The organism is Marinobacter sp. MBR-105 (genome assembly GCF_053628895.1).
The window spans coordinates 1-24,971 of record NZ_JBRJHG010000006.1 but is presented as its reverse complement, the minus strand read 5'-3'; the positions used below and the strand labels follow the sequence as shown (position 1 = coordinate 24,971).

Annotated in this window: 21 protein-coding genes; 8 read left to right on the top strand and 13 right to left on the bottom strand. The window is 57.4% G+C overall.

What is annotated here, in order from left to right; translation table 11 throughout:
* Positions 1-175 precede the first annotated feature (175 nt).
* A complete protein-coding gene (locus tag ACSSVV_RS08635; RefSeq protein ID WP_454106102.1) occupies positions 176-1,228 on the top strand; it encodes a 3-deoxy-7-phosphoheptulonate synthase in 1,053 nt (350 codons plus the stop codon).
* Here the strand turns inward: ACSSVV_RS08635 and ACSSVV_RS08630 are convergent.
* Positions 1,173-1,850 carry a LysE family translocator gene (locus ACSSVV_RS08630; protein WP_454106101.1) on the bottom strand — a complete coding sequence of 226 codons (678 nt, stop codon included), beginning with the start codon at positions 1,848-1,850 and terminating at the stop codon, positions 1,173-1,175. The genes ACSSVV_RS08635 and ACSSVV_RS08630 overlap by 56 nt on opposite strands.
* A 175-nt stretch (positions 1,851-2,025) precedes the next feature.
* Here ACSSVV_RS08630 and ACSSVV_RS08625 point away from each other — a divergent pair, with 175 nt between their 5' ends.
* Entirely contained in the window at positions 2,026-3,465 is a 1,440-nt protein-coding gene (locus tag ACSSVV_RS08625) for a dihydrolipoyl dehydrogenase (protein ID WP_454106100.1), read from the top strand.
* 33 nt (positions 3,466-3,498) lie between these two features.
* On the opposite strand, the gene ACSSVV_RS08620 is transcribed toward ACSSVV_RS08625, so the two are convergent.
* Positions 3,499-3,765, bottom strand: a complete 267-nt coding sequence (locus ACSSVV_RS08620) for a DUF2061 domain-containing protein (RefSeq protein WP_454106099.1) — start codon at positions 3,763-3,765, stop codon at positions 3,499-3,501.
* A 227-nt stretch (positions 3,766-3,992) separates the two neighbouring features.
* Here ACSSVV_RS08620 and ACSSVV_RS08615 point away from each other — a divergent pair, with 227 nt between their 5' ends.
* The 3 genes from ACSSVV_RS08615 to ACSSVV_RS08605 all read left to right on the top strand — a co-directional run bounded on the left by ACSSVV_RS08615 (position 3,993) and on the right by ACSSVV_RS08605 (position 7,683).
* Positions 3,993-4,466: a Dps family protein gene (locus ACSSVV_RS08615; protein WP_222179550.1), complete on the top strand. Its 474-nt coding sequence runs from the start codon at positions 3,993-3,995 to the stop codon at positions 4,464-4,466.
* 155 nt (positions 4,467-4,621) lie between these two features.
* On the top strand, positions 4,622-6,490 hold the full coding sequence (locus ACSSVV_RS08610) for a choice-of-anchor I family protein (RefSeq protein WP_454106098.1): 1,869 nt from the start codon (positions 4,622-4,624) through the stop codon (positions 6,488-6,490).
* A 185-nt stretch (positions 6,491-6,675) separates the two neighbouring features.
* Positions 6,676-7,683: a porin gene (locus ACSSVV_RS08605; RefSeq protein ID WP_454106097.1), complete on the top strand. Its 1,008-nt coding sequence runs from the start codon at positions 6,676-6,678 to the stop codon at positions 7,681-7,683.
* A gap of 53 nt (positions 7,684-7,736) precedes the next feature.
* On the opposite strand, the gene ACSSVV_RS08600 is transcribed toward ACSSVV_RS08605, so the two are convergent.
* The 7 genes from ACSSVV_RS08600 to ACSSVV_RS08570 form a co-directional block, all read right to left on the bottom strand.
* Positions 7,737-8,861: an NAD(P)/FAD-dependent oxidoreductase gene (locus ACSSVV_RS08600; RefSeq protein WP_454106096.1), complete on the bottom strand. Its 1,125-nt coding sequence runs from the start codon at positions 8,859-8,861 to the stop codon at positions 7,737-7,739.
* Entirely contained in the window at positions 8,861-10,177 is a 1,317-nt protein-coding gene (locus ACSSVV_RS08595) for a class I SAM-dependent methyltransferase (protein ID WP_454106095.1), read from the bottom strand. Before ACSSVV_RS08595 ends, ACSSVV_RS08600 begins: the two co-directional genes overlap by 1 nt.
* 194 nt (positions 10,178-10,371) lie before the next feature.
* Positions 10,372-11,670, bottom strand: a complete 1,299-nt coding sequence (locus ACSSVV_RS08590) for a TRAP transporter large permease (RefSeq protein ID WP_011786891.1) — start codon at positions 11,668-11,670, stop codon at positions 10,372-10,374.
* On the bottom strand, positions 11,667-12,212 hold the full coding sequence (locus ACSSVV_RS08585) for a TRAP transporter small permease subunit (RefSeq protein ID WP_011786890.1): 546 nt from the start codon (positions 12,210-12,212) through the stop codon (positions 11,667-11,669). The genes ACSSVV_RS08590 and ACSSVV_RS08585 overlap by 4 nt, the downstream gene beginning before the upstream one ends.
* 104 nt (positions 12,213-12,316) lie before the next feature.
* Entirely contained in the window at positions 12,317-13,393 is a 1,077-nt protein-coding gene (locus tag ACSSVV_RS08580) for a TRAP transporter substrate-binding protein (protein ID WP_011786889.1), read from the bottom strand.
* 139 nt (positions 13,394-13,532) lie between these two features.
* Positions 13,533-13,991 (bottom strand): ATPase, encoded by a 459-nt coding sequence (locus ACSSVV_RS08575; RefSeq protein ID WP_222534020.1) that lies wholly within the window; start codon positions 13,989-13,991, stop codon positions 13,533-13,535.
* Positions 13,992-14,043: 52 nt separating this feature from the next.
* On the bottom strand, positions 14,044-15,114 hold the full coding sequence (locus ACSSVV_RS08570) for an acyltransferase family protein (RefSeq protein WP_454106094.1): 1,071 nt from the start codon (positions 15,112-15,114) through the stop codon (positions 14,044-14,046).
* 178 nt (positions 15,115-15,292) lie between these two features.
* Here ACSSVV_RS08570 and ACSSVV_RS08565 point away from each other — a divergent pair, with 178 nt between their 5' ends.
* Positions 15,293-16,360, top strand: a complete 1,068-nt coding sequence (locus ACSSVV_RS08565; protein ID WP_023011276.1) for a beta-N-acetylglucosaminidase domain-containing protein — start codon at positions 15,293-15,295, stop codon at positions 16,358-16,360.
* A gap of 14 nt (positions 16,361-16,374) precedes the next feature.
* On the opposite strand, the gene ACSSVV_RS08560 is transcribed toward ACSSVV_RS08565, so the two are convergent.
* The 3 genes from ACSSVV_RS08560 to ACSSVV_RS08550 form a co-directional block, all read right to left on the bottom strand.
* Entirely contained in the window at positions 16,375-17,085 is a 711-nt protein-coding gene (locus ACSSVV_RS08560; RefSeq protein ID WP_023011275.1) for an SIMPL domain-containing protein, read from the bottom strand.
* Between the two features lie 95 nt (positions 17,086-17,180).
* Positions 17,181-18,113, bottom strand: a complete 933-nt coding sequence (locus tag ACSSVV_RS08555) for a ChaN family lipoprotein (protein ID WP_454106093.1) — start codon at positions 18,111-18,113, stop codon at positions 17,181-17,183.
* Positions 18,114-18,204: 91 nt separating this feature from the next.
* Complete coding sequence (locus tag ACSSVV_RS08550; RefSeq protein ID WP_014422749.1) at positions 18,205-18,387, bottom strand: hypothetical protein; 183 nt, start codon at positions 18,385-18,387, stop codon at positions 18,205-18,207.
* Between the two features lie 127 nt (positions 18,388-18,514).
* On the opposite strand from ACSSVV_RS08550, the gene dauA reads away from it, so the two are divergent.
* Together dauA and ACSSVV_RS08540 are read left to right on the top strand one after the other, a co-directional pair.
* Complete coding sequence (gene dauA, locus ACSSVV_RS08545) at positions 18,515-20,251, top strand: C4-dicarboxylic acid transporter DauA (protein WP_014422748.1); 1,737 nt, start codon at positions 18,515-18,517, stop codon at positions 20,249-20,251.
* Positions 20,252-20,413: 162 nt separating this feature from the next.
* Entirely contained in the window at positions 20,414-22,366 is a 1,953-nt protein-coding gene (locus tag ACSSVV_RS08540) for a CASTOR/POLLUX-related putative ion channel (protein ID WP_014422747.1), read from the top strand.
* A gap of 43 nt (positions 22,367-22,409) precedes the next feature.
* Here ACSSVV_RS08540 and ACSSVV_RS08535 read toward each other — a convergent pair.
* Positions 22,410-24,971 (bottom strand): Ig-like domain-containing protein (locus ACSSVV_RS08535; RefSeq protein ID WP_454106092.1); only part of this gene is annotated, 2,562 nt, incomplete at its 5' end.

The following is a 24,971-nucleotide window of genomic DNA, read 5'->3' as shown; positions in this document are numbered from 1 at the left end:
TTATGGCTTTTATTTTAGCCAGAGCCCGGGCCGCCCATAAGATCTTCATCGACCGAATACAACGAGGAAGGCAGCCCGGCAAGCAACCCAGGCTGCCACCGGACTCCGAAAAGCCCCGACTGGTAGCCCAGCCGGGGCTTTTTTGATTCTGATACAGGGAAACGGGAACACAGACATGAACATGCCGCTGAAATCTGAAACACTGGATGCGCAAACCTCAAGCGCCTGCCAGCACCGCCAGGAAGCCAGACTGCCCACCGCCGCCGAGTTGCGCCAGCAGTTTCCGGCCGATGAGCAACGGGTGCGGGCCATTGCCGGTTACCGTGATCAGATCCGCGCCGTGCTGCACGGTCAGGACGACCGCACTTTGATCGTTATGGGCCCGTGTTCCATTCACGACGAACAGGCCGCCCTGGACTACGCCACCCGATTGAAAGCCCTTTCCGATGAAGTCAGCGACCGTTTCCTGATTGTCATGCGCGCCTACCTGGAAAAGCCCCGCACCACGGTGGGCTGGAAGGGGCTTCTGTACGATCCCGAGCGCACCGGTCAGGGCGATCTGAAACAGGGCCTTGAGCGTTCCCGCAAGTTGTTGCTGGCTTTATCCGAGCTTGGTTTGCCGCTGGCCACCGAAGCCCTGAGTCCGTTCATGATGGATTACCTGGGTGACCTGGTGAGCTGGACCGCCATTGGCGCCCGTACCACCGAATCCCAGATTCACCGGGAAATGGTCAGCGGCCTGCCCATGCCCACCGGTTTCAAGAACGGTACCGATGGCGGCGTTACCGTGGCCAGCCATGCCATGAAGTCGGCCTCGCACCCGCATCATCACATGGGCATTTCCCACAGCGGCGCACCGGTGATGATCTCCACCGCCGGCAATCCGGATACCCACCTGGTTCTGCGCGGTGGCCGGGGTGTGACCAACTACGATGAACTGAGCATCGCCAAGGCGGTGGCAGAACTGGAAAAATCCGGCGTATCAACGGCCGTGATGGTGGACTGCAGCCACGACAATGCCTGCAAGCAAGCCGAGCGACAAGTGGACATCGCCCGGGAAGTGATGGCCCAGAAGCGGAACGGCAATCGGCACATCAAGGGCCTGATGCTGGAGAGCTTCCTGGAATTCGGTCGCCAGGATGATGGCAAAGAGCTGGTCTACGGTTGCTCGATTACCGATCCGTGCCTGGGCTGGGAACAGACGGAGGCTCTGATCCGCTCACTGTAGAAAAAAGCAGCTGCCCGGCCAGCAGCACCAGAATGCCCCCCATGGCCCGGTCGAGCCAGTGTCCGAACCGGTTGAAACCCCGGCGGACACGGGGGTGGGTAAAGAGCACCGCCACCATGGCAAACCACAGGCCGGTGGCCAGGGCCATATAGATGCCGTATCCGGCCTGCAGCAGAACCGGCGTGCCGGGATTGATAATGACCGAGAACAGGGACACGAAGAACAGGGTAGCCTTGGGATTCAGGGCGTTGGTCAGAAACCCGAGCCGGAACGCCGCCCAGCCGCTTTGAGCGTGCCCGCCGTTGGCCTGCACATGAATGCCACCGGGTTTGGCCCGCAGGCAGTGCCAGGCGATGTACAGCAGATAGACGGCGCCAATTACCTTCAGCACGGTAAACAGCATCACCGACTGCTGGATAATCAGCCCGATGCCCAGCAGTGAATAGCCCACATGCAGCAGAATGCCGATGCCAATACCCATGGCGGTCAGCAGAGCATTGCGCCGGGCCTGGGTCAGTGCCTGGCGCAGCATGACCGCAAAATCCGGCCCGGGGCTGGCCACCGCCAACAGGTGCACCAGGGCAACGGTCAGAAACTCCAGCCAGTAATTCTGCACAGTCATTCTCCGGGTTGTTTGCACTTGTGATCAGGGTATTGCGCCCGCAGCCAGTAAGCACGGGGATTTTTTCTGTGATTCCCCTGTCACCGGATAATAAGCTTTCTATACTTTACCGAAAGACTCCTTAAGTTTAACAGCCCGAAACACCTGAAATATCAGTCAGTCTCAAGGAGGCAGGATGAACAAGCGAGAAGTGGATGTGGCGGTTATCGGTGCAGGTACGGCGGGTATGGTCGCCTATCAGCGCGCCCGCAGGGCCACAGACCGGATTGTGTTGATTGAAGGTGAACAATACGGCACCACCTGTGCCCGGGTAGGGTGCATGCCCAGCAAACTGCTGATTGCCGCTGCGGAAAGGGCCCATCAGGTAAGGCAGGCTGAACAGTTTGGTGTGCTTCCGGGCGATGTGCGTATTGACGGCCGGGCCGTGATGGCGCGAGTGCGTAAAGAACGGGATCGTTTTGTGGCACCGGTGGTGCGATCCATGGAATCGCTACCGGAAGAACATCGGTTGATGGGGCACGCCCGCTTTGTTGACAGCCACCGCATTGTGGTCGGTGATCATACCGAAGTAACCGCCGGCCGTATCGTTATTGCTACCGGCTCCCGACCCAACATTCCCGGTATTCTGAAAGAAGCGAAAGACCGGCTGGTGGTCAACGATGACGTGTTCGACTGGCAGGAGCTGCCGTCTTCGGTGGCGGTGTTCGGCCCGGGAGTGATTGGTGTTGAATTAGGTCAGGCACTGAGCCGGCTGGGCGTGAAGGTGCGTCTGTTTGGGGTTAGTGGAGGCATCGGTGGTATACAGGATGAGAAGGTGCGGGCGTATGCTCTGGACACCTTTCGTGAAGAGTTTGCCATCAGCCCGAAAGCGGAGACCCGGCGTGTTGAACGCATCGAGGAAGGTGTTCGCATCAGCTGGAGCGAGGGCGGTGAGGAGCATCAGCAAACCTTTGATTATCTGTTGGCAGCCACCGGACGGCGACCAAACATTGATCATCTGGATATCCAGAATGCCGGCATCGACCTGGATGAGCGCGGTATGCCGGTGTTTGACCCTTTCACCCTGCGCTGCGGCGACAGCCATATCTTTATTGCCGGTGACGTGAACAATGACCGCCCCCTGCTGCACGAAGCGGCAGACGAAGGCCGGATTGCCGGCGATAATGCCGGGGCCTGGTCGGAAGTCCGCACAGGCTTCAGGAAAACCCCCATGGCGGTTGTGTTTACCGAGCCCCAGATTGCCTCGGTGGGGTTGAATATCCACCAGGTAGATGAACGGTGCCAGGGCTGTTTTGCGGTTGGTGAGGTGTCGTTTGAGAATCAGGGTCGCAGCAAGGTTATTGGCAAGAATCGGGGTTTGCTCCGGGTCTACGGCGAGCACGGCAGCGGCCTGTTTATGGGGGCCCAGATGTTCGGGCCTGCTGCAGAGCACATTGCCCACCTGCTGGCGTGGTGCGTGCAAAAGCGAATGACCGTCAGTGAGATGCTGGAGATGCCGTTTTACCATCCAGTGATAGAGGAAGGGGTGCGAACCGCGTTGAAAGACCTGAGCAAAAAACTCCATATCGGCCCCGCGCCCGGGGAGGGTTGTATGGATTGCGGGCCGGGTGTGTAGCTTTACCCTCTGTCCTTGACAGAGGGCAAGCCATTAAAGCGTGTTCTCCCCTAGATTCATGGCATTGGCGGTTGTATTCCGCTGATGCCGTGCCCATATCTTCTCATGGAAGAAGTAAGCAACGGTGTTAATGGCGGGTTCAACCATCGCGATCAGGCTACCGATCAGAATGTCACCGGTCAGCAGGTAGGCAACCGTAAACGCCACCGTAAAGTGGGTAATCGCGAAGGTGATTGTTTTCAGAAACGACTGGTCGCCCTTCGAGCTGTGATTGTGAACAAACAGTTTCAGGGTACTCATGGGATCAGCTCCGCTTGATAAATGCCTATGACTCTATTTAAGGACAAACGAGAATTGTTTCCAAATAGAAAGTGACATTTTTCTTGATAGGGTTCGGCTATGAGTTTTGCCTTGTTGGTATAAGTTTCTGCTATGAGCGGTATTGAATAACCAAACTTTCGTTCTGACACTGAGCTGTCTTACAGTGACAGTTAGACAAAACCCCAAAACGAATCAGGAGGTTCAACATGGGTAAGAACTTTATAGGTCTCGACACAGACAAAACCCAGAAGCTGGCAGATGCACTGAACGAACTGCTCTCGAATTACCAGATCTTCTACATGAACGTGCGTGGATATCACTGGAACATCAAGGGTGAGAACTTCTTTGAATTACACGCGAAGTTCGAGGAACTGTACGACGACCTGCTGCTCAAGATTGATGAAATTGCCGAGCGAGTACTCACCCTGGGTCATCGTCCGGCTCACGCCTACAGCACCTATATTGAAAAATCTGAAGTGCCGGAGCGCAAAGATGTATCTGACGGCAAAGAAGCTGTGGGTAACATCGTTGAGAGTTTCGGTAAGCTCATCGCCAAGCAGCGCGGCCTGCTGAACCTGGCCGGTGAAGCAGAAGATGAAGGTACCGTGGCACTGATGAGTGACTACATCTCTCAGCAGGAAAAAACGGTATGGATGTACCGAAGCTACCTGGGCCAGTAAGTTCTGGCTAATGCTTCGATTTCCCTGGCCCGTTTCCGGGCCGGGGAGCTGTCACAGAAACGTCACTGTACTGTCACCCTCCTTTCCCGCGTTCGTCACGTCTGTCGCCTAGCCTTCTTTGCTCTTGAATCATCAAATAAGCAAAGGAGCCCGCTGTGCCCAAGACATCACACCCATTTCGACTGTCGTTGCTTGCCCTCGCTGTAAGCACTGTGCTCGTGTCTGGCTGTAATTCATCTGACAACGATGATGACCCGGCGCCGGAAGCTCAGGTCACTGGCCTGAAACTCGAATTTGCCGGTCGATACAGCACCGGGCAATTTGATGAGTCTGCTGCGGAAATCACGGCGTTTGACGCTGCCAGTCGCCGGGCGTTTGTGGTAAATGCCTTGTCCGGGGCTGTGGATGTGCTGGATATGAGCGACCCGGCCAATCCGGCCAAAATCGACACTCTGACGGTTGCTGATATCGCCGCTGACGCAGTGGTTAACAGTGTGGCGGTGGCAAACGGACTCGTTGCGGTTGCCGTCGAATCAAATCCGAAAACCGACGCCGGTTATGTCGCGGTGTTTGGGGCTGCGGATCTGCAGCTGCGTGACAGTATCCTGGTAGGGGCGCAGCCGGATATGGTGACCTTTACACCGGATGGGCGATATGTCCTGGCGGCAAACGAAGGCGAGCCGAGCGATGATTACCAGATCGATCCGGAAGGCTCGATCAGTGTGGTTGATGTTTCCAACCCGGCGAGCCTCACGGTACGAACAGCCGATTTTCTGGCCTTCAACAGCCAGGAAAGTGCCCTGAAGGCATCGGGTGTTCGAATTTATGGCCCGGGGGCCACCGTGGCCCAGGATCTCGAGCCGGAGTACATCACCGTCAGTGCCGACAGCCGCACCGCCTGGGTGTCATTACAGGAGAACAACGCCCTGGCGAAGCTCGATATCGATACGGCAACGGTCACCGATATTCTGCCTCTGGGCTTCAAGGATTACGGTGTTGAGGGGCAGGGTATTGATGCCTCGGACGATGACGGGGTTATCAATATTCAGGCATGGCCGGGTGTTGTGGGTATCTATCATCCCGATGCCATCACCAGTTATGACGTAGATGGTGCAACCTATATCGTGACGGCCAATGAGGGGGATGCCAGGGCCTGGGGTGAAGATAACGCTGACTACTGGAATGGCGATAGTTCCAAGGGCTTTGTCGAAGAGTTGCGGGTTAAACACCTGGTACATCCGGATGGTTTTGCTCGCCGGGTTGGTGACGACATGCCACCTCAATTAACCGCGCTGGCCGAAGGGGCACTGCTGAATCCTGAGGTCTTCGAATACTGCGGTGCCACAGCCGGGGCAGCCAATGCCTGTCGTGATGACGACCAGCTGGGAAGGCTCAACATCAGTTGGGTACAGGGTTACCGGGTTGCGGAAAATGGTGATCCCGTCATGTTCAACGCTTCGGGTGCAGAGGACCCTGACGGCACCCTCCTGATGTATGACACGCTGTACTCCTACGGCGCGCGTTCTCTGGCGATCTGGAATGAGGACGGTGAGCTGGTATGGGACTCAGGTGATGCGATCGAGCAGTTCCTTGCCAGTGACGAGTGCCGTCTGGGTACGGATCGCTCTATTCCCTGCTCAGAACACTTCAACTCCGCCCATGACGAGGGCATGGCATTTGATTCCCGGTCTGACGCTAAAGGTCCGGAACCTGAAGCCGTGACCGTGGCGACGTTCGGCAATAAAACCTTTGCCTTCCTGGGCCTGGAGCGCATGGGCGGTATTCTGGTCTACGACGTAACGGACCCGGCCAGTCCGGTTCAGGTGGATTACCTGAACACCCGTGACGACTGGACCACTGTTGACACGGCTTCAGTGCTCGAAACCGCAGGCGATCTGGGTGTAGAGAGCATCACAGTGGTATCCAGTGATGATTCGCCGTCCGGCGAGCCGTTGCTCATCACCGGCAACGAGGTTAGCGGCACTACGGCGATCTACCGAGTGAAACTTGAGCTGACTGATTAATTCAGCTCCCTGAACAAGAAGCCCCGTCTTTATGGCGGGGCTTTTTTGTTTATTTAGGCGTGGTACCTGCAGAGGCTTCATGAAAACGACATATAGCATTAACAAATCGTTCATAAACCATCGCCATAGTGTCCTCACGAAATTCAACACCCGATCAACAATGATCACTGATGGAGAAGAACGTAATGAAAAAGCAATTGCTGGCCCTGGCTATTGGTTCCATGGTTGTTGCGCCGTCTGTAGCACTGGCTGACAAAGGACCGACTGTTTACGGTAAAGTGAACGTCTCCTACGAAAATCAGGATAACGGCAACGATGATCAGTGGGAGCTGGAAAGCAACTCTTCACGGGTCGGCGTGAAGGGTGAGCTGGATCTGGATGTCGACAATGTTGTTGCCATTTACCAGGCCGAGTTCCAGATCGCTGTTGACGACGGTGACAACAGTGGTCAGACCTTCTCCCAACGCAACATCTACGGTGGTTTCAAACACGCGAATCTTGGCACCCTGATCGCCGGTAAGTTTGATTCCCCGTTCAAGAAATCCCAAGGTAAGATTGACCAGTTCGGTGACCTGCGCGGCGATATCAATGAAATCGTCGGTGGTTCCGAGCGCGTTAGCAACATCATCCAGTACTCCACACCGAAGCTGGCCGATGCGATTACCCTGAACCTGGCGATGATTCCGGGTGAGGGCAGTACTGTTGGCAATGATCGCCGTGATGGTGTTGCCGATGGCTTCTCAACCTCTGCGGTATTTGATAACGGTACGATCTACGCGTCTGTCGGCTACGACTCTGAAATCAAGACTGATCTTGCTGATTTCGGTGGCAACGATACTCTGGTTGATGCCCTTCATGTTGCCGGTATGCTCAGCATCGACAATTTTGAGGTGGGCGCGCTGTTCCAGCAGTCTGAAAACTCGGATTCAGCGGTAGACGGCGGAGATTTTGAAGACACTACCTACATTGTAAGTGGTGCGGTGAAACTGGATCGCTGGAAGCTGAAAGCCCAGTATGGCATGACCGATATGGATACTTCGGACGATGACCTCACGCTGATGGCAGTTGGTGCTGACTACAAAGTTGCCAAGAACAGCAAAGTGTTTGGCTACTACGCTGCGGTTGAGGCCGACAAGGGCGCTCGAGACGACAGTACCTTCGGTATCGGCTTTGAGCACAAGTTCTCTATGTAAACGCCTTTGATTCAGCGTCTATCTGCCGGGGCTCAGTTGAGCCCCGGTTTTGTTTATACCGCCACCTCCAGCGGCGGTACCTCCTGATGCAGGAACCATTTCTCCGTGACCACCTTGCGGGTAAACCAGTGCGAGCGCATCAGGGTGCTTGCGATGGGCTGTTTCAGCCATTCAGGCAGTTCAAAGCCGGGTTGCTGGTCGGTGGCCCGGGTTCCGAAGCGTTCGGCAATGCGTTCACCATAGCTTTGCAGCGACAGTGCGGAATAATCCGGGGCGGCCTTGATCACATTGGCCGCCATCAGTGCCGATTCTATGGCGGGCCGAATGCCCTCGCCACTCTGGGTATAGGCCAGGCCGGCCGCATCGCCAATCAGCAACACGCCGTCATCCACCAGTGGTCGGTTGGCATGGGCGTACAGCAGATAGGCGTGACCTTTGAAGCGGCCTGGCAGGTCTGAAGGAATGCGGCCCGACTGTTTCATTTCCTCGACAAAAGCTTCCAGATGATCAGATAACCGGTGGTTGTCCTCACGGCCCAGGCCGATGTTCAGATAGCTGCCTTTCCGGAAAACCCAGGCGTAGCCCTTGAGATCCCGGCAGAACCAGAGCTCTGGCGTGTCGCCGCGGGCTTCGCAGGCGCGGGCCTGCTCTGGCGTCATCTCGAATTCCACTTCCTTGGCGGCCACCACGGTTTCATGCTTGCCCGGGCCGTCGCCCAACAGCCGTGCCACCGGGCAGAAATGACCCCCGGCACCCACCAGCAGCGGCGCCTGCCATTGATCGTTGATCACCCAGTTGCCGTTGTTCCGGTTGATGGACTTTACCGCCGTTGCCAGTTGCTTTTCACACTCGGCACGGTCCAGCAGGTAGTCGTCGAATTCGCAGCGACGAATACCGTAGCTGACAATATCCCCGTGGTCGTTCTCCACCGCACTTTGCCCCATCATGCCGATCCGGAACCGGCGAATGGGTTGCAGTGTCCGGCCGACGGAATACTTCCCCGGATCAATGTCCAGGCTGGCCATCACTGCCGGCGTAACCCAGCCGGCGCAGGTCTTGTCCCGGGGGAAGGCTTGCTTGTCGATGATCAGTACCCGTTTGCCGGAGTCCTCCAGAGCCCGGGCCAGGGTTGAGCCGGCAGGGCCGGCCCCCACGATAATGATGTCGTAGTATTCCATCAGACCCCCTCTGGCGTGGCTGGAAACGTGTAGAGTTCCTGCCGGCTCTGGGGCAGCTGGTTATTGTCGCCGTGGGTGAACACCACCTGGAACAACTGCAAAGAACCGGCCCGGAACGCAGCGATGGAACCGGCCAGATACAGTCGCCAGGCCCGGGTGAAATGTTCGTCGTACATCTCCGTGACCTTGTCCTGGTTGACGGTGAAATTGTCCATCCAGTGGGTCAGGGTCTGAGCGTAATGCAGCCGCAGGTTTTCCACATCCAGTACCGAGAAATCGCTGTGCTCGCAGATTTCCATGAACTCGCCAATGCTGGGCGGATAGGCGCCGGGGAAAATCCGCTTCTCGATCCAGGCGTTCATCAGCATGGGCCGGTTGCGGCCGATGCTGTGGAGCAAGGCAATACCATTCGGCTTCAGGGAGCGTTTGATCAGTTCCGACAGAGCGGGGTAATTGTCCTTGCCCACGTGTTCGAGCATGCCAATAGAAACGAACGCGTCATACTGGCCCTCAATATTGCGGTAGTCGTCTTCGACATAGGTAACCAGGTTGTCCAGGCCTTGTCGCTCTGCTTCAGCCCGGGCGTAGGCCAGCTGTTCCCGTGAGATATTGTAGGAATGCACCTTTACCCCGTAATTACGGGCCATGTATCGGGCTAGCCCGCCCCAGCCGCAGCCGGCTTCGACCACCGTCATGCCCGGTTTCAGCCGAAGCTTGCGGCAAACGTGTTCCAGTTTGGCCAGTTGCGCCTGTTCCAGGGTGTTGTCAGCCTGCTCGTAATAGGCGCAGGTGTACTGCATTTCGGCCTGATCCAGCCACAGTTGGTAAAACTCGTTGCCCAGGTCGTAGTGGTGATGGATGTTTTCCTTGGCCTCGGAGATGCCGGTAGCACGCGGGTTATGATTGCGCCAGAGGGCGTCCAGCCAGCGTGGCCATTTCTGGCGCGCGGCGTGGACGGCCCGGTACAGGCTCTCCATCAGGTCGGGCAGGTCGCCGTCGATTTCCAGTCGCCCGGCGGCATAGAGGTCACCAAAGGCCAGGTTGGGGTTGGCGACCAGGGAGTAGAGGGCCTTGTGGTCGGTCAGGTGCAGGGTGAAGCGGGCTTCCTGAGCTTCCGGTTCTATGACATCGCCATTCCACAGCCGGAAACGAATGGGAGGAGAGCCCGCCATTCGCATCAGTTTATGGATCAGCCAGCGCTCATAACTGTGGGGCTCGCGATCGGATTGACCGCGCTCCAGGGGCAGGCTGAGGACGTGGGCCCGGTGTTCTTCCTTGTCCGGAAACTCCGGTTTACGAGCGGTACTCTGTGCCATGGAATGCTCTCTCCTCTGATTCGTTATGGTCCGTGCAATCCCGAAAACTGAACTGAGAGTCGCGGCTTTTTGACTCAGTATAGAAAATGATCAGGTTTTGTCAGGTCGGTGGACTGAAGATCGAAGGGAAGAGCGGGGAAGGGGGCGGAGCCGGTTTTGGCCGACTCCGCCAGAGTTGCAGGGTTATCCTGGGGTCAGTAGGTGGCGCTCATGCCAAACCATTCGGGGAAAATGACGATCAACGCCAGCACCAGAATCTGGATCAGAATGAACGGGATAATGCCCTTGTAGATATCCGTGGTTCGGACTTCCGGTGGCGCCACCCCCTTGAGGTAGAACAGCGAAAACCCGAATGGTGGTGTCAGGAAGCTGGTTTGCAGGTTCATGGCAATCAGGATCGCGAACCAGAGCATGTTGATGCCCATGGCCTCGGCCACCGGTGCCAGGATGGGCACGATGATGAAGGAAATCTCCACGAAATCGATGAAGAAACCCAGCACCAGAATGACCACCATGGCCAGGATAATGAAGCCCCACTGTTCGCCGGGCAGCATCATCAGCCACTCTTCCAGCAGGTAATCGCCACCGGTATAGCTGAAGACCATGGAGAAGGCGGTTGCGCCGATCAGGATAGCGAACACCATGGCGGTCACGCTGACCGTATCTTTGGCGGCATCCCAGACCATCTTGAACGAGAACTGGCGGTAGATGATGGCCAGAACCACGGCGCCAACGCCGCCCAGTGCGGAGGATTCCGTGGGAGTGGCGATGCCGGTGAAGATGGAGCCCAATACGATAACGATCAACGCCAGTGGCGGAATAATCGCCAGCAGGGCATCCCGGATTTCCTTGCCCCGACTGACCGATTCATCCTGGGCGGGCATGGCCGGTGCGGTTTCCGGTTTGAAGCGGGTCAGGATCAGAATGTAGACGATATACAGGCCAATCAGTACCACGCCGGGCATGACCGCGGCCTTGAACAGATCACCCACGGGCAGGCCAAGAACGTCACCCAGAATGATCAGGATGATCGACGGCGGCACAATCTGGCCCAGGGTGCCCGAGGCGCAGATGGTGCCGGTGGCCAGGCGCTTGTCGTACTTGTGCGCGAGCATGACCGGAAGCGAAATCAGGCCCATGGCAACCACGCTGGCGCCGACAACGCCGGTGGAGGCAGCCAGCAGAGCACCGACCAGAATGGTGGAAATGGCAAGGCCGCCGGGCAACCCGCCAAACAGCCGTCCCATGGAGGTCAGCAACTGTTCAGCCAGTCTGGTGCGCTGCAGTACCACACCCATGAAGATGAACAGAGGCACTGCCATCAACACGGTGTTCTGCATCACGCTCATGATCCGGAAGGGCATGAAGGCAAACAGATCCATGCCTTCGGCGTAGATACCGAAAAACAGTGCGACGCCGCCGAAGGTGAAGGCTACCGGGAAACCGAACATCAGCATGACCAGCGCCACGCCGAACATAATCATACCGATCATGCCAGACCTCCTGCGCTGTGCTCGCCTTCGTACCGCTTGTCACCGGCCATCACACGGATAGCGTAGGTGACCATGTTCAAACCGGCCGTTCCCATAAAGAAAGCGCTGACCGGAATCACGGATTTGATCACCCAGCGGTGCGGTAAGCCACCGGGGTCGCCGCTGCCTTCGCCCATCTGGTAGGCATCCATGGCGTAGCTGTAGCCATAGGTGGCAATCAGGTAGGCGAACGGAATAACAAAAAGAACGGCGCCAATCAGGTTAATCCAGGCTTTGCGCTTCTGGCTCCAGTTGGTATAGAAAACGTCCACACGTACATGACCATCAGTGCGCAGGGCATAGGGAATGCCAAGCAGGAAGACGACTGAATAAAGGTGCCATTCCATTTCCTGCATGGCGATGGATACATCGTTGAAAGCATAACGTGCGACCACGTCATAGAAGACGTTGGCAGCCATCAGGATCATGGCCACACAGGCGATCCAGCCGCAAAGTTTGGAGAGCCAGGCCAGGCTCTCGTCCAGTCGGATAATCCAGCGCATCGAACTTCTTCCTCCGCATCGCGGAATTTCTGAATGTTGGAAATGAAAAAGCCGGGATCACTTGGAAGAGCGATCCCGGCTCTGATTCGTCATAAACGAATAGTTTACTCGACTTCGGCCATGGTGTTGAGGTAAGCCCGCTCCGAAATGTCGGTGTAAGCGCGGCTCTGCTCCAGATAATTGTGCTGGGATTCAATGATCTTCGCAGCCATCTCACTTTCTGCCGCGGCTTCTTTCAACAGCTTCTCGTTGGCCTCGTACATGGCCTGGAAAATGTCATCCGGGAAACGCTTGATCTGTACGTTCGGATACTCTTCCTTGATGTTTGCCCAGGCTTCGGCGTTGGCGTGCTGGGAGTGAACCAGCATGTCATAGGAAGCGGTGCGCATGGCTACCCGCATGATTTCCTGAAGGTCTGCCGGCAGGCGATCCCAAACGCGTTTGTTGATCAGGAACTGCAGCTCGGTTGCCGGTTCGTGCCAGCCGGTGTAGTAGTAGTCAGCAATCTGCTGGAAACCAAGACGCAAATCCAGCGCCGGGCCTACCCACTCAACGGCATCAATCGTATTACGCTCCAGAGCGGTGTAGAGCTCGCCCGGGGCGATGTTGGTGGGGTTAACACCCACTTCTGCGAAGACTTCACCGGCAAAACCGGGAATACGCATTTTCAGACCCTTGAGGTCATCCAGGGACTTGATTTCCTTGCGGAACCAGCCGCCCATCTGTACGCCGGTGTTGCCGCCAGGGAACGACAGCATGTTGTGGGGCTCATACACTTCCTGCATCAGCTCCATGCCGCCACCGTGGTAGAACCACGCGTACTGTTCCATGGCATTCATGCCAAATGGCATGCTGGTGAAGAACAGGGTTTCCGGCACCTTGCCCTTCCAGTAATAGGAGGCGGAGTGGCCCATGTCGTACTGACCGGCCTTGACCATGTCGAATACGCCCAGCGGGGCCTTGTGCTTGTTGGCTGAGTCGATGCGGACGGTCAGTCGGCCATCAGACATCTTGTTAACGGTTTCGGCGAAGCGTTTGGTGGTGTCACCAAAAATGGGGAAGTTCGGCCCCCAGGTTTCTGCCAGTCGCAGGGTGAACTTGTCTTGGGCAAGCGCCTGGGTGGCGGCAAAGGTAGTTGCCACAGCCAGCACAGCCGCGGAAAGAACAGAACGGATCTTCATTGCTCTTCTAACCTCTTGTCATTGTTGTAGTAGAGCCCGGCCCCTCGTGGGGTCCGGAACTCAAGATTGTAGTTCAGATTAGCAACTATGGCGGGTGGGCTGCAGCAAAAAATTGCCGGACTACGACATTGGTCTAACGTTAGATGTCGTTCATTCGACCGATCTGGCTGGCCAGGAGCATGGCCTCGTGCTCCTCCAGGGATTTCAGATCCTCCAGCAGGGATTTGGCCTCGGGAATCTCGGCTTTGCCGATCAGGGAGTCGTACAGGTCCATCACCTGGTCGTGGAAATCAAAGATCTCCCGGGCGATACCGTCAAAGTCCAGGTCGTTATGGCGGGTATCGCAGGTGCGGTTCTTCTCGATGGGTTTATGCACGCCATAATCGTACAGGCGGGTGGTCATGGCTTTCGGATCGGCCTGTTTCTCGTACTCGGCAACAGCCTTTTCCAGCAGTGCCTCGTGGGAACTGATGTAATCGAGCAAGGCGCTGGCGCGTTCGTTCTGATTTTTCTGGGCGGATTCGTGCAGGCACCGGGCAAGGTGGGCGTGGAGCTGGCGTGTCCAGTCAATCAGGTCTGCGAAGGTTTTGATTTCCATGGCGTCTTACTCTTGTCAGGCAATGGGTTTCAGGTCTTTTGTTGTGTTCAGTCTAGTCAAGATTTTCCGCTTTTTTCGGTACCGGGGCGTTGATCAACGTCAGTCCGGTGGCTGGTGCGGCACGTTTGCGCCACTGCCGGAACCAGCGCAGAGCGGGTTTTTCGATACCGTAATGCAGGGCTGCCGCCAGACCAATGGCGACGGCCAGGGCCATCATCACACCAAGTTGGCCGGGTAGACCGGATTTGTAAGCCAGATCAATCACGCCATAACCAATGTTCTGGTGCACCAGGTACAGGGTGTATGAAATGCTGCCCAGCCAGAGCAGTCCCGGCCGTGCCAGAACGTTGAGGTAGCCGGCTACGGCCAGCCCGAAAACGCCATAACAGCCGAGCACAAAGAGGTTGAACGGTGCCTTGTAAGCGAGCAGGCAGTGGCTGATGGTTAGTGTCAATAGCGCAAGATCCGCGACCGGCAAACGATTGTGGCGGTGCCAGCGGTAGATCAGCATGCCGCTGATGAACAGGGGCGCGTAGCGGGTAAACAACAGGTCCTTGATCAGGAACTCCAGCCCATCGGGAATGGCCTTCCACCAGATCACCGCCGCGTAGCTGGCCAGAGTCCAGGCCCAGAGCACTGGCCGCATGCGCTGCCAGCTCCCCAGCCCGTAGAACAGCAAGGCAATCCAGACGTAGAACGTGGCTTCAATCACCAGGCTCCAGTAGGCGCCATCGACATGGGGATGGCCCAGGTATTCGTGCAGCAGAGTGATGTTCAGTAGCGCCGAGCCCGGGCTCACCATGCGGTCAGCTGGCCCCATCAGTTGAACGGCAATCCAGGTCAATATAATGCCGGCCCAGAGTGCAGGCAGCAGGCGGAAGGCCCGGGCCAGTCCGAACCAGCTGGCGCTGCGGGTGCGCTCCAGGGTCATGAAGATGACAAAGCCGCTGAGGATGAAGAACAGGTGAACCCCGTAGCGCCCGAAACCGAGGGTGTCCGGCGTGCTGAAACTGTGGCCGTAGAGTTTGTCGTAGTAGGGGAGGTAGTGGAACAGCACCACACCCAGGGCCGCTATGCCTCGAAGCGCGTCCAGTGCGGGCAGTCGGTCTTGACCATTGGGCATGAAAGTTGTGCTCCTGAAAACTCAACATATTACCGGATCGTTTATTCTAGGCAGGTTGTGACAGTAGCGGCTAGGATCTAATCATACGGTATGCTTGCTGAGATCTGACGATCCCGTCATCAAGGCGGCTGGTCCGGTATAGTACTCGCTTGGGTGGCAGACAGGGAGCAACAGGTTTATGACGGTGGAACTGGGAATTATTGAAGGATTTTACGGCCCCCTGTGGAGCTGGTCCGAACGGCGCCAACTGGTCAATACCCTGCTTGCCCATGGTTACGGCTTCTATCTGTATGCCCCCAAGGCCGATCCTTACCTGCGTCGTCGCTGGCAGGAGCCGCACCCTCCGGAGCAGGCTGAGGCAATGGCGGACTTTGCCAGATTCTGCCGGCGTGAAGGTGTGCGGTTTGGTATTGGGCTGAGCCCGTTCGAAATCTTCAATAACTTCGATGAGGCGGCCCGGGAGGCCCTGGCGAAGAAACTGAAAATGCTGGATCGCCTCGGTATCCAGGAGCTGGCTATCCTGTTTGATGACATGCACCCGGACACCCCGGACCTGGCCCGCACCCAGGCTCGGATCGTGGACTGGGTAAAAGCCAACACCAGTGCCGGCAAACTTAGCGTATGCCCCACCTACTACTCCGATGACCCGGTGCTGGACCGGGTGTTCGGGCAGCGGCCGGCGGACTATCTGGAAACCCTGGGGGCGGAACTGGACCGTGAAGTGAGAGTTTTCTGGACCGGGGAAGAGGTCTGTTCCCGTGAAGTTTCTCCGGGCCATCTCAAACGTGTCAGCAAGTTGCTGGGGCGCAAGCCACTGCTCTGGGATAATTACCCGGTGAATGATGGCGATCGCATGTCCCGGCATCTGCATCTTCGTGGCTTTACCGGCCGCCCTGCCGGGAATGCCGCCTACCTTTCCGGCCACGCCATCAATCCGGCACTGCAGCCGGTGCTGACCACGATCCCGGCGATCACACTGGCGGAATGCTACCGCCAGGGGCCGGACTACCAGTATGGCCAGGCGTTTTTGCATGCAGCGCGGGAAGTGCTGGGGTTGGAGCTTGCGGGGCAGTTGCACAGGGATTTGCTGACCCTGCAGGACACCGGGCTGGCACGAATCAGCGATGAGAAAAAGCAGGCATTGATTCACACCTACGACGCGTTTGATCACCCCGCGGCTCACGAGATCCTGCGCTGGCTGGCCGGCGACTATCAGGTGACCGACGAGATGGTGGCCACCCAGTAGGCACCTGTTTTCGGTTACTCCAGGTAGTAATCGAAGGTGGAGACCACCCGCACGGTTTTCACAGGCTGTTGTTGCTCCGACACGCCTGGTGCCTGATCCCTTGCCAGAATCTGGAACACACCCTGATTGGCCCGGCGCAGGCTGCCAAGTTTGGCCTCGGCATCCCGAGCGAACTGTTGGGCGGATTCACGGGCCGCCGCGGTGGCCTCGGCGATCATGGCCGGTTTGATATCGTTCAGGCCGTTGAACAGGTAAGTGGGGCCGCTCGGGCCGTAGTCTGAGGACAACACTACGCCGGAATCCACTAGCTCGCTGACGTTCTGTGCCGCCTGTCGGATGCGATCGATATCGGTGCTGCGCACCATCAGGGTCTGATTGATGATGTACTGTTGCTCGCTGATATTGCCGGCGTATGGATTGGCGCGAGTGTCGGTCACGTCCAGACGTTGGAGCTCAACCGCTGACTGGTCAATGGCCTGCAGTTTCAGGAACGCCATGATGGCTTCCCGGCTGCTTCGGGCTTTGTTCTGTGCTTCGTCCAGCGTGCTACCGGTGGCAACAAAGCGTATGGGCCAGAGCGCCAGGTCTGCCTGCACTTCCCGTTCGGCCATGCCCTTGACCGTTACGTAGCGATCGGCCGTGCGAAGCCCCATCAAGCCCTGGCTCAACAGGGAAGCAGCAACAATGGCGCACAGGCCGATAATCAGGGCAGAGACAACTTTCATGGCTTACTCCTTGCGGTTCGGAAAACGTCCTGATGTCTGCGCAGGTTAACGGGAACCGGGGCTGCTGGGAAGGCGCGCCTTACGCGCCACTTTGGTCACTCGCAGCGGGTGTCTGAATGGCGGCTGAAGCGTTTCTGCATGGCGCTGCGCTGGCGTTCCGCATCCCGGTATTCCGGAGGCAGGGGCAGAATAAAGTAAAGGTAGTCACCCTTGTGACGGTTTGCTGCCACCGGCATCGCCTGTTCCGGGGGCGACCATTCAACCGGTGAGAGCACTGCAATGCTCAGCTCTGGTGCCCGTTGCTCAAGGACCGCAACGGTACCGAGCCGCTGTTCGCTGTGGAAGGTGCCGGTGGTGTGCAAAACCTGATGTCCGGGGTGTTCATTCAGTGCAGTCAGTATCCGCTCGGCCATGGTGTTGTCCCGCAACAGCTGGGCCTGATAGGTATTTAGCAGGCGCCCGGTCAGTTCTGTCTGTTCCGCACCGTGGCTGCCGGCAATGGCGTCGACGAATTTGTCACGGTAGTCCGGGGTATCCAGGAAGGCCTGTGCGGGCAGGGCGGCGCGTTGCGCGTCTGGCAGGCGTTGAAGATAGTCCATCCCCTCACGGCCGACACAGCGCACGATATCCGCCGGGGCGTTAGCCGCGACAACCGGCAGCTGGTGTTCTCGGGCAAATTCCACCAGGGGCCGGTAGGAGGCTTTGTAGTTCTCCCAGGCGTCCGCGTCTTCGATCATTTCCGTTTCACCGGTTTGTCCGGCCAGGTAGGCATCCAGGGCGTCCTGGTGGTTCAGGTTGAACTGCTCCATGGACAGGATCTGCCGGGGGTTGTGCCGGTACAGCGCCTGTTGAAGGCGGGCCTGTAACAGGTGCGAGGCATGGTGGCCGTGGTATTCCCCCGTCACCACCACATCGGTGTCTGCCAGTTGCCGGGCCAGCTCTGCGACCGTGAGGATATCGCCGGTGTCGGCGTCGACGATCACGGCATCGTATTGGCTGACGGGCGCGGGCCGGTTCTCTGTGCGCATGACTGTGCATCCTGTGAAGGCGGCAACGGTTACAAGCGTCAGGACAAGGCGGGTGGCGTAAGCTTTCATATCCGATTGTACGTTGCCGGAGTCAGTCGGTTTTCTGGCTGCTGTTCTCGCGCCAGTCTGGCCCGAGCCGCTCTTCCACATATTCACGAATGAACTGACGCACCTTCTGGGAGGGAGTCACGTCCTCCTGTTTGCAAAGGGCCTCGAAAACTTTCTTCTTTTCAGGGTCAATCAACAGGGTCAGCCGGGCAGTTCGGTTTTCCATGGTGTTTCTGGTTCTCAACAGGTTCAGCGAAGATAGTTACAGACTGGCATGTTAATCATATTAACATTGAGTGTACAGACGATGAGCATATAATGTAACCAAATGCCTGGCCTGAGAGAGTCTGTTCATGCCCCATCGCGCCCATCTCTTTTCTCTTCGTACCGCTCACGCCGTTCGCGAGGCCTGCGTCGATGAACCCTACAACAGCGGGCGCTTTTTCAAAGACCTGATGGCTGGCGCCACGGTTGGCATCATTGCCATTCCGCTGGCGATGGCGCTGGCGATTGCCTCCGGGGTTGCGCCGCAATATGGCCTGTATACCGCTATCATAGCCGGTTTTCTGATTGCCCTGTTTGGCGGCAGCCGCTACAGCATTTCCGGCCCTACCGCCGCGTTTGTTGTGATTCTCTATCCCATTGCCCAGAGCTATGGCCTGGGTGGCTTGCTGCTGGCCACGCTGATGTCCGGTGTGTTGCTGGTCATCATGGCGGTGATGCGTCTGGGTCGCTTCATTGAGTATATCCCCGAATCCGTCACCCTTGGCTTCACCGGTGGTATTGCCGTGGTGATTGCCACCTTGCAGGTGAAGGACTTCTTCGGGCTCTCCATAGACACTATGCCAGAGCATTACTGGGACAAGCTGGTGGTCCTGGGTCAGCAACTGCCGGCGCTGGATGGGCTGAGTACGCTGGTGGCAGTGGTTACCCTGGCGGTGATGCTGCTCTGGCCAAGGCTGAAAACCCCGGTGCCTCCTCATCTGCCGGCGGTGATTGTCGGCAGTCTGCTGGCGTTGTGGCTCAATGCCGGTGGTGCGGCTATTGAGACCGTCGGCTCACGCTTCAGTTACCTGCTTCCTGACGGCAGCACCGGCGCTGGCATACCTCCGTTTTTACCGGAATTCGCCTGGCCCTGGCAGCAGGCCGGGGCGGATGGACAATCCCTTGGCCTGTCCTGGGACCTGTTCCGGGAGCTGATTCCGGCCGCCTTCGCCATCGCCATGCTGGGGGCCATCGAATCCCTCCTCTGTGCGGTGGTGCTGGATGGCATGACCGGTAAACGCCACAGTGCCAACAGTGAGCTGATGGGGCAGGGCATTGGCAATATTGTGGTGCCGTTCTTTGGTGGTATCACGGCCACCGCCGCTATTGCCCGGTCTGCCGCCAATTACCGGGCCGGCGCTGAATCGCCGGTGGCTGCGATGATTCATGCGCTGGTGGTGCTGCTGGCGCTGGTCTCCCTGGCCGGCATCCTTGCCTATCTGCCCATGCCGGCCATGGCCGCGTTGCTGGTGATGGTGGCCTGGAACATGAGTGAGGCGCCGAAAGCCGTGCACCTGCTGAGAACCGCGCCCCGCAGCGACATCCTGGTTTTCCTGACCTGCTTCGGCCTGACCGTGGCCCTGGATATGGTGATTGCCATCACCACCGGGGTGTTGCTGGCCGCGGTGCTGTTCATGCGGGAAATGGCACAAATGACCAAGGTGACAGACATTACCGGCAACAAACGAGTGCAGCAGGTTGGAGTGCCGGAGGGTTGGCAGGTGTTCAAGATCAATGGTCCGCTTTTTTTCGCGGCCGCTGACCGCATCTTCGGCGAGCTGGCAGACTTGTCCCAGCAGGCTAAGGGCCTGGTGTTGTACATGGACGGAGTGACCATCCTCGACGCTGGCGGCCTGGCGGCGCTGAACAAACTGATCGCCAGTTGCCGGAAAACCGGTACCCGCCTTGTATTTGCTGACTTGCAGTTCCAGCCATTGAGAACCCTGGCCCGGGCCGGCGTAAAACCGGAGCCCGGCGTGAGCTATTTCTACCCGACTCTGGAGGCGGCGCTGGCTGAGTTGTCAGAGATGGACTGGCAGACCTAAAAAAAACAGGCAGTTGGCATAACACGCCAGTGATCAACACAAGAACGCCTGAAGGCCGCATCGTGTCAGGGCTCACCTTCCGGGACTGTTTGAACTATCCTAGGCGACAGAATCAGAAACCGGCAAACCGTTTGCCGCATGAACAACGCTATAAGGGACCGAATGCTGCCATTTCGAATTATCGACCGGATCAAGTTCATTGTGGAGCGCCAACTGGTCAAGGGGGCTGGTTTCCAGTTGCTGGTGGTCGGAGGCTTTATTGCGCTGATATCGCTGATTGGTGGTCTGCTGGTGGTGCTGCCCCAGGCCGGCGAGTTTGAAAGTGCCGGGCATGCCATCTGGTGGGCATTTTTGCGCCTGACCGATCCGGGTTACCTGGGAGACGATGTGGGCACCTGGCAACGTATTGTCTCTACTCTTCTGACGATAATGGGCTACGTGGTGTTCATGGGTACCCTGGTGGCCATTCTCACCCGTTGGCTGATTGCCAAGATGGAAGATCTGGAGCGTGGCCTTACTCCGGTGACATTGAAAAACCATATCGTCGTGCTGGGCTGGACCGCCCAGACGCCGCCGCTGGTAGCGGAGTTATTTGGTTCGTCCGGACGTATGGCCCGGTTTCTGGAGAAACATGACGCCCAGAAACTGCGGCTGGTTCTTTTGGCGGAAGAGGCCAGTGTCGAGCATTTGCACGAACTGATCAGGGAGCCTGGTATTGGCCGGCGAGCCCGGGAAGTGATTCTGCGGAGCGGCTCTGCCATTCAGCCGGAAGCGTTGCATCGGGTTGCCTGCCTGGATGCGGCGGCGGTGATTGTGCCCAGCCAGGTGCACGAGGGCGGCTCGCTGATAACCTCCGATGTTGAAACCGTGAAGGCGCTGTTGTCCATCGCCGCCCAGGCCAGGCACTACAACGCCCGGCTGCCCTTTGTGGTGGCTGAAATTCAGGACATGCGTAAACTGCCCGTTATCGAGCGGGCCTACCCCGGGGCCGTGGAAGTGGTGGCCGGTGATGCCACCATCAGCAGGTTGATGGTTCAGAACGTCATCCACCCGAACCTTTCCGAGGTCTACAACGAGTTGCTGACCGCTGGTGAAGGCAACGAGATTTTCGTGCGTGGGGGAGAAACCGCTGAAGGCCTGACCTTGGCAGAGCTGGCAAGCCAGCGGCCCAATGCGATTGTCCTGGGTTTGTTGCATCCAAACCCGAGCGGGGGCTGGCAGGTCAATCTGTTGGCAGATTCCGGCACGGTCATCCGCAACGAAGACCGGGTTGTGCTTCTGGCCCGGGATTACCAGCATACCGTGGCCGTGCCAAAGGCAGCGACGTTGCCGAAGCTGGAGCGAAGACAAAATCAGGCCCTGCCAGAGCCGGTTCCGGGTGTCCACCGGGTGCTGGTACTGGGCTGGAACCGCAGGGTGCCGACCATGGCGGCCGAGTTTGCCAGCTATGGCAGTCGGGTTTTTGAACTCGATCTGGTGTCGGCGATTCCGTTGGATGACCGGAATCGGGAAATGCAGCGTTACGGCGTTGACCTGTCGAAAGTAAACGGTCGCCTGCTGGAAGCTGACTACATGGTGGAAGAGGACCTTCGGCGCCTTGATCCAGCTGGATACGACACAGTGATGTTGCTCAGCAGTGATCGAGTTGGCTCCGGAGAGGAAGCCGATGCCCGTGCCATGGTGGGCTATCTCCAGTTGGAAGATGTTCTGTCGGCCGCCCCCAGGCGACCGCAGATTATTATGGAACTGAGTGACCCGGACAACCGCCATCTGTTGTACGGCCACAAGAGCGAGATGCTGATCAGCCCGATGATCCTCAGTCATGTACTGGCTCAGGTGGCCCTGCGGCGAGAACTGCGGGTGGTGCTGGATGAATTGTTCACGGAGGGTGGGGCAGAAATCCAGTTCCGGAACCCCCACGACTACCCGTTGCCGGCCAGCGCGGATTTCCAGGTGTTAGAAAAGATTGTGGCGGAGCGCGGTGAAATTGCCCTGGGCGTTTTTCGGGACGAAGCGGATGAACGCGGGCGGCATTTGCAGCTAAACCTGCCCCGGAGCCAGTATCTGGATCTCCGGGCAGAGGATCGCTTGGTGATCCTTTGTAGAACGGCCTGACAAGTCCGCGCCGGTGCATTGGCACCGGCGCGGTGGTTTCCGCTTACTCGATTTTGATCTGGTTGCTTGCCAGCAGGCTATCAATAAACTGCTCGGACGACTGCCCGTCCATGCTGACGCCACTCAGAACAATGGATTGGTTTGCGTTGTCTGTGTTGTTATCGAGAGTGCCTCCGGTATTTACGTAGATGACCGTGTCGCCGTCCTCTTCCTGGGCCATCAAATAATTGCTGATAGACGCTGCGTCTGCGTCATGAAGCAAGTCGGTAAAATTCAACTGATCGCCGTCTCCAGCTCCTGTATATCCCTGATTATCCAGTGCGAAATCGGTAATGACGTCTTGAGTCGGGTCAGCATCGGAGGCGTCCCCCAGCTCCCACTGGAAGACATCGGCACCCATGCCTCCAGTGAGTACATCGCTGCCCGTACCACCGATCAGGGTATCATTGCCGGCGCCGCCAAATAGATAATCGTTCCCATCGCCACCAGATAGCGAATCGTTGCCAGTGTAACCCCGCATAAGGTCGTCGGACGCCGCCCCCTGCAGGGTGTCATTCCCTTCTGTACCCGAAGTGGTATTGTTTGTTTGGGTAATGGTGACCGACAGGGTATCCGTAACCGATGCGGAATCATCGTTGGCGGATTCTGTTGCTGTTGCGGTAATCGTAAGCTGGACGTCACCGTTGTAATCAACCGGAGGCAGTAGTTGCAGGTTTTCCAGGTCGCCGCTGACGAGGCTCCATGATCCATCCGCGTTCAGCGTGCCCGCAGACAACGCACCTCCAGCCGGAACACCCGCAATAGTGATCAACAGGGTTTCGGATCCGTCCGGGTCTGCCAATTCAGCGTTGATGGCCAGGTCAACGGGTACACCAAAACTGCCGGCTACATTCGGGAGGGCGAAACTCGGAGCACTCAGTGTCAGAGACGAATCTTTGTTCTTATCGCCACCATTGAGGACAATCCACTGAAACTGATGATGTCCGCTTTCGGTTGCCGTGAAGCTCTGAATGCCAGTTGCACTCTGGTCCGGATATTTGTTTTCGGAGGAGTCGACCAGAATGGTTTCTCGCGCCCCTGATGGCGAGATCACCACTAGTGCAACAATGTCATTGAAGCCTCGTGATACTTCCCAGAAATCATCTTCGCCATTGATAAACGTATAGTCCCAACGAATTTCGGTGCCGGCTGAAAGCTTGTAAGTGGCTTCTGTCAGTTTGCCATCCTGGATGTTAACGGTTCCGGAATCATTGACACCCGTTCCTGAGGGATCAAACCGGTTGTTCAGGTAGTTCTGGGCGACATTCAATTCGCTCTCCAGAGCTTCCCTTGAAATGCCATCACCTGAATTGAAAGCAACGGGGTCAACAACAGTGTCTGATGAGCCTGTGGAAATTGTTGTTGCGCCAACCTGGGCGCTGACCGCATCCTGTAAGCTGAGCGTTGGTGCGCTCGCTACAGGCTTTACATCCAGAGTGACGGTTGCGGTGTCGGTGCCGCCACGGCCATCACTGGCGGTGTAAGTGAACGAGGCGTTACCGGAGTAGTGTTCATCCGGGGTGAATACTATGTTGCCGTCGCCATTAATAGAGACTGTTCCGTTGGTGGCACTCTGAACACTTTGGATCGTCAGGATGTCTCCATTGCTGTCGCTATCGTTGCCCAACAGGACGGCTGGATCAATTTCGAGGGTCTGGTTTTCGTTTACTACCAAAGCCGGATTCTCGCTACCATGGCTGGCATGCTGAGAGCCGAATATTTCGTAGGCGCCACCTTGCTCCCGGAGCTCGATACGCAACTGTGCTGCGCCACCCTGATCCCAGTAAACGATTTCCACTGAATGAGGGCCATCTCCCGTCAGTGTGAACTCGCTGCCCGTGCGGGTGTTCGCGCCCTGATTACCATTGTACTCGGCAACCGTCTGGCCATTAACCTCAATTCGATAGCCATCATCTGCACGAACTCGGAACTGGTAGGTTCCAGCCTGCAGTTCCAGATTGCCGGTGAGCTTCACGATGGCATCTGAACTGTTTTCGGGATCTGTGCTTAGCGAGCCGGCATCGTCTTTGAGGAACGACTGAACTTTACCGTTGCCACCAAGATCTCCGCTCACAGAGCCATAGTCGATATTTCTACCGATAAAGGTGGCATCGGCCTCATTGGCGGCAATGAAGGCTTTGACCTGGGCAACATTGGAGAGGTTGCCTCCGTCACTACCTTGAGCGTACGCATAGTACTCCCCGAACAGTCCTTGAACGGCTACACCACCGAAGCTATCTGCTTGTGCGTCGGGTGCAAAGTTCTTGTCCAGCAGATCGCTGTCAGAATCCGATACCGATTGACCGTTGCGATCGATCGCATTGGCGCTGACAGAAATCTGGCCGTTTTCAAAGCTGCTGATATCCAGACCATTCAGTGTATACGAACCGTCTGCTCCTACCGTCGCGGTGGTATTTACCACGTTGCCGGAGGAATCCGTAATCGTGATGCTGACCTGCTCGTTTGGAGCAACGTCCGTTGTGGTACCCGACAGATTGATCGTCTGGTTACCGTTATCGATGGTGGCAATAGACACGGTGAGATCACCGGCGGTGGCATCGAAGGT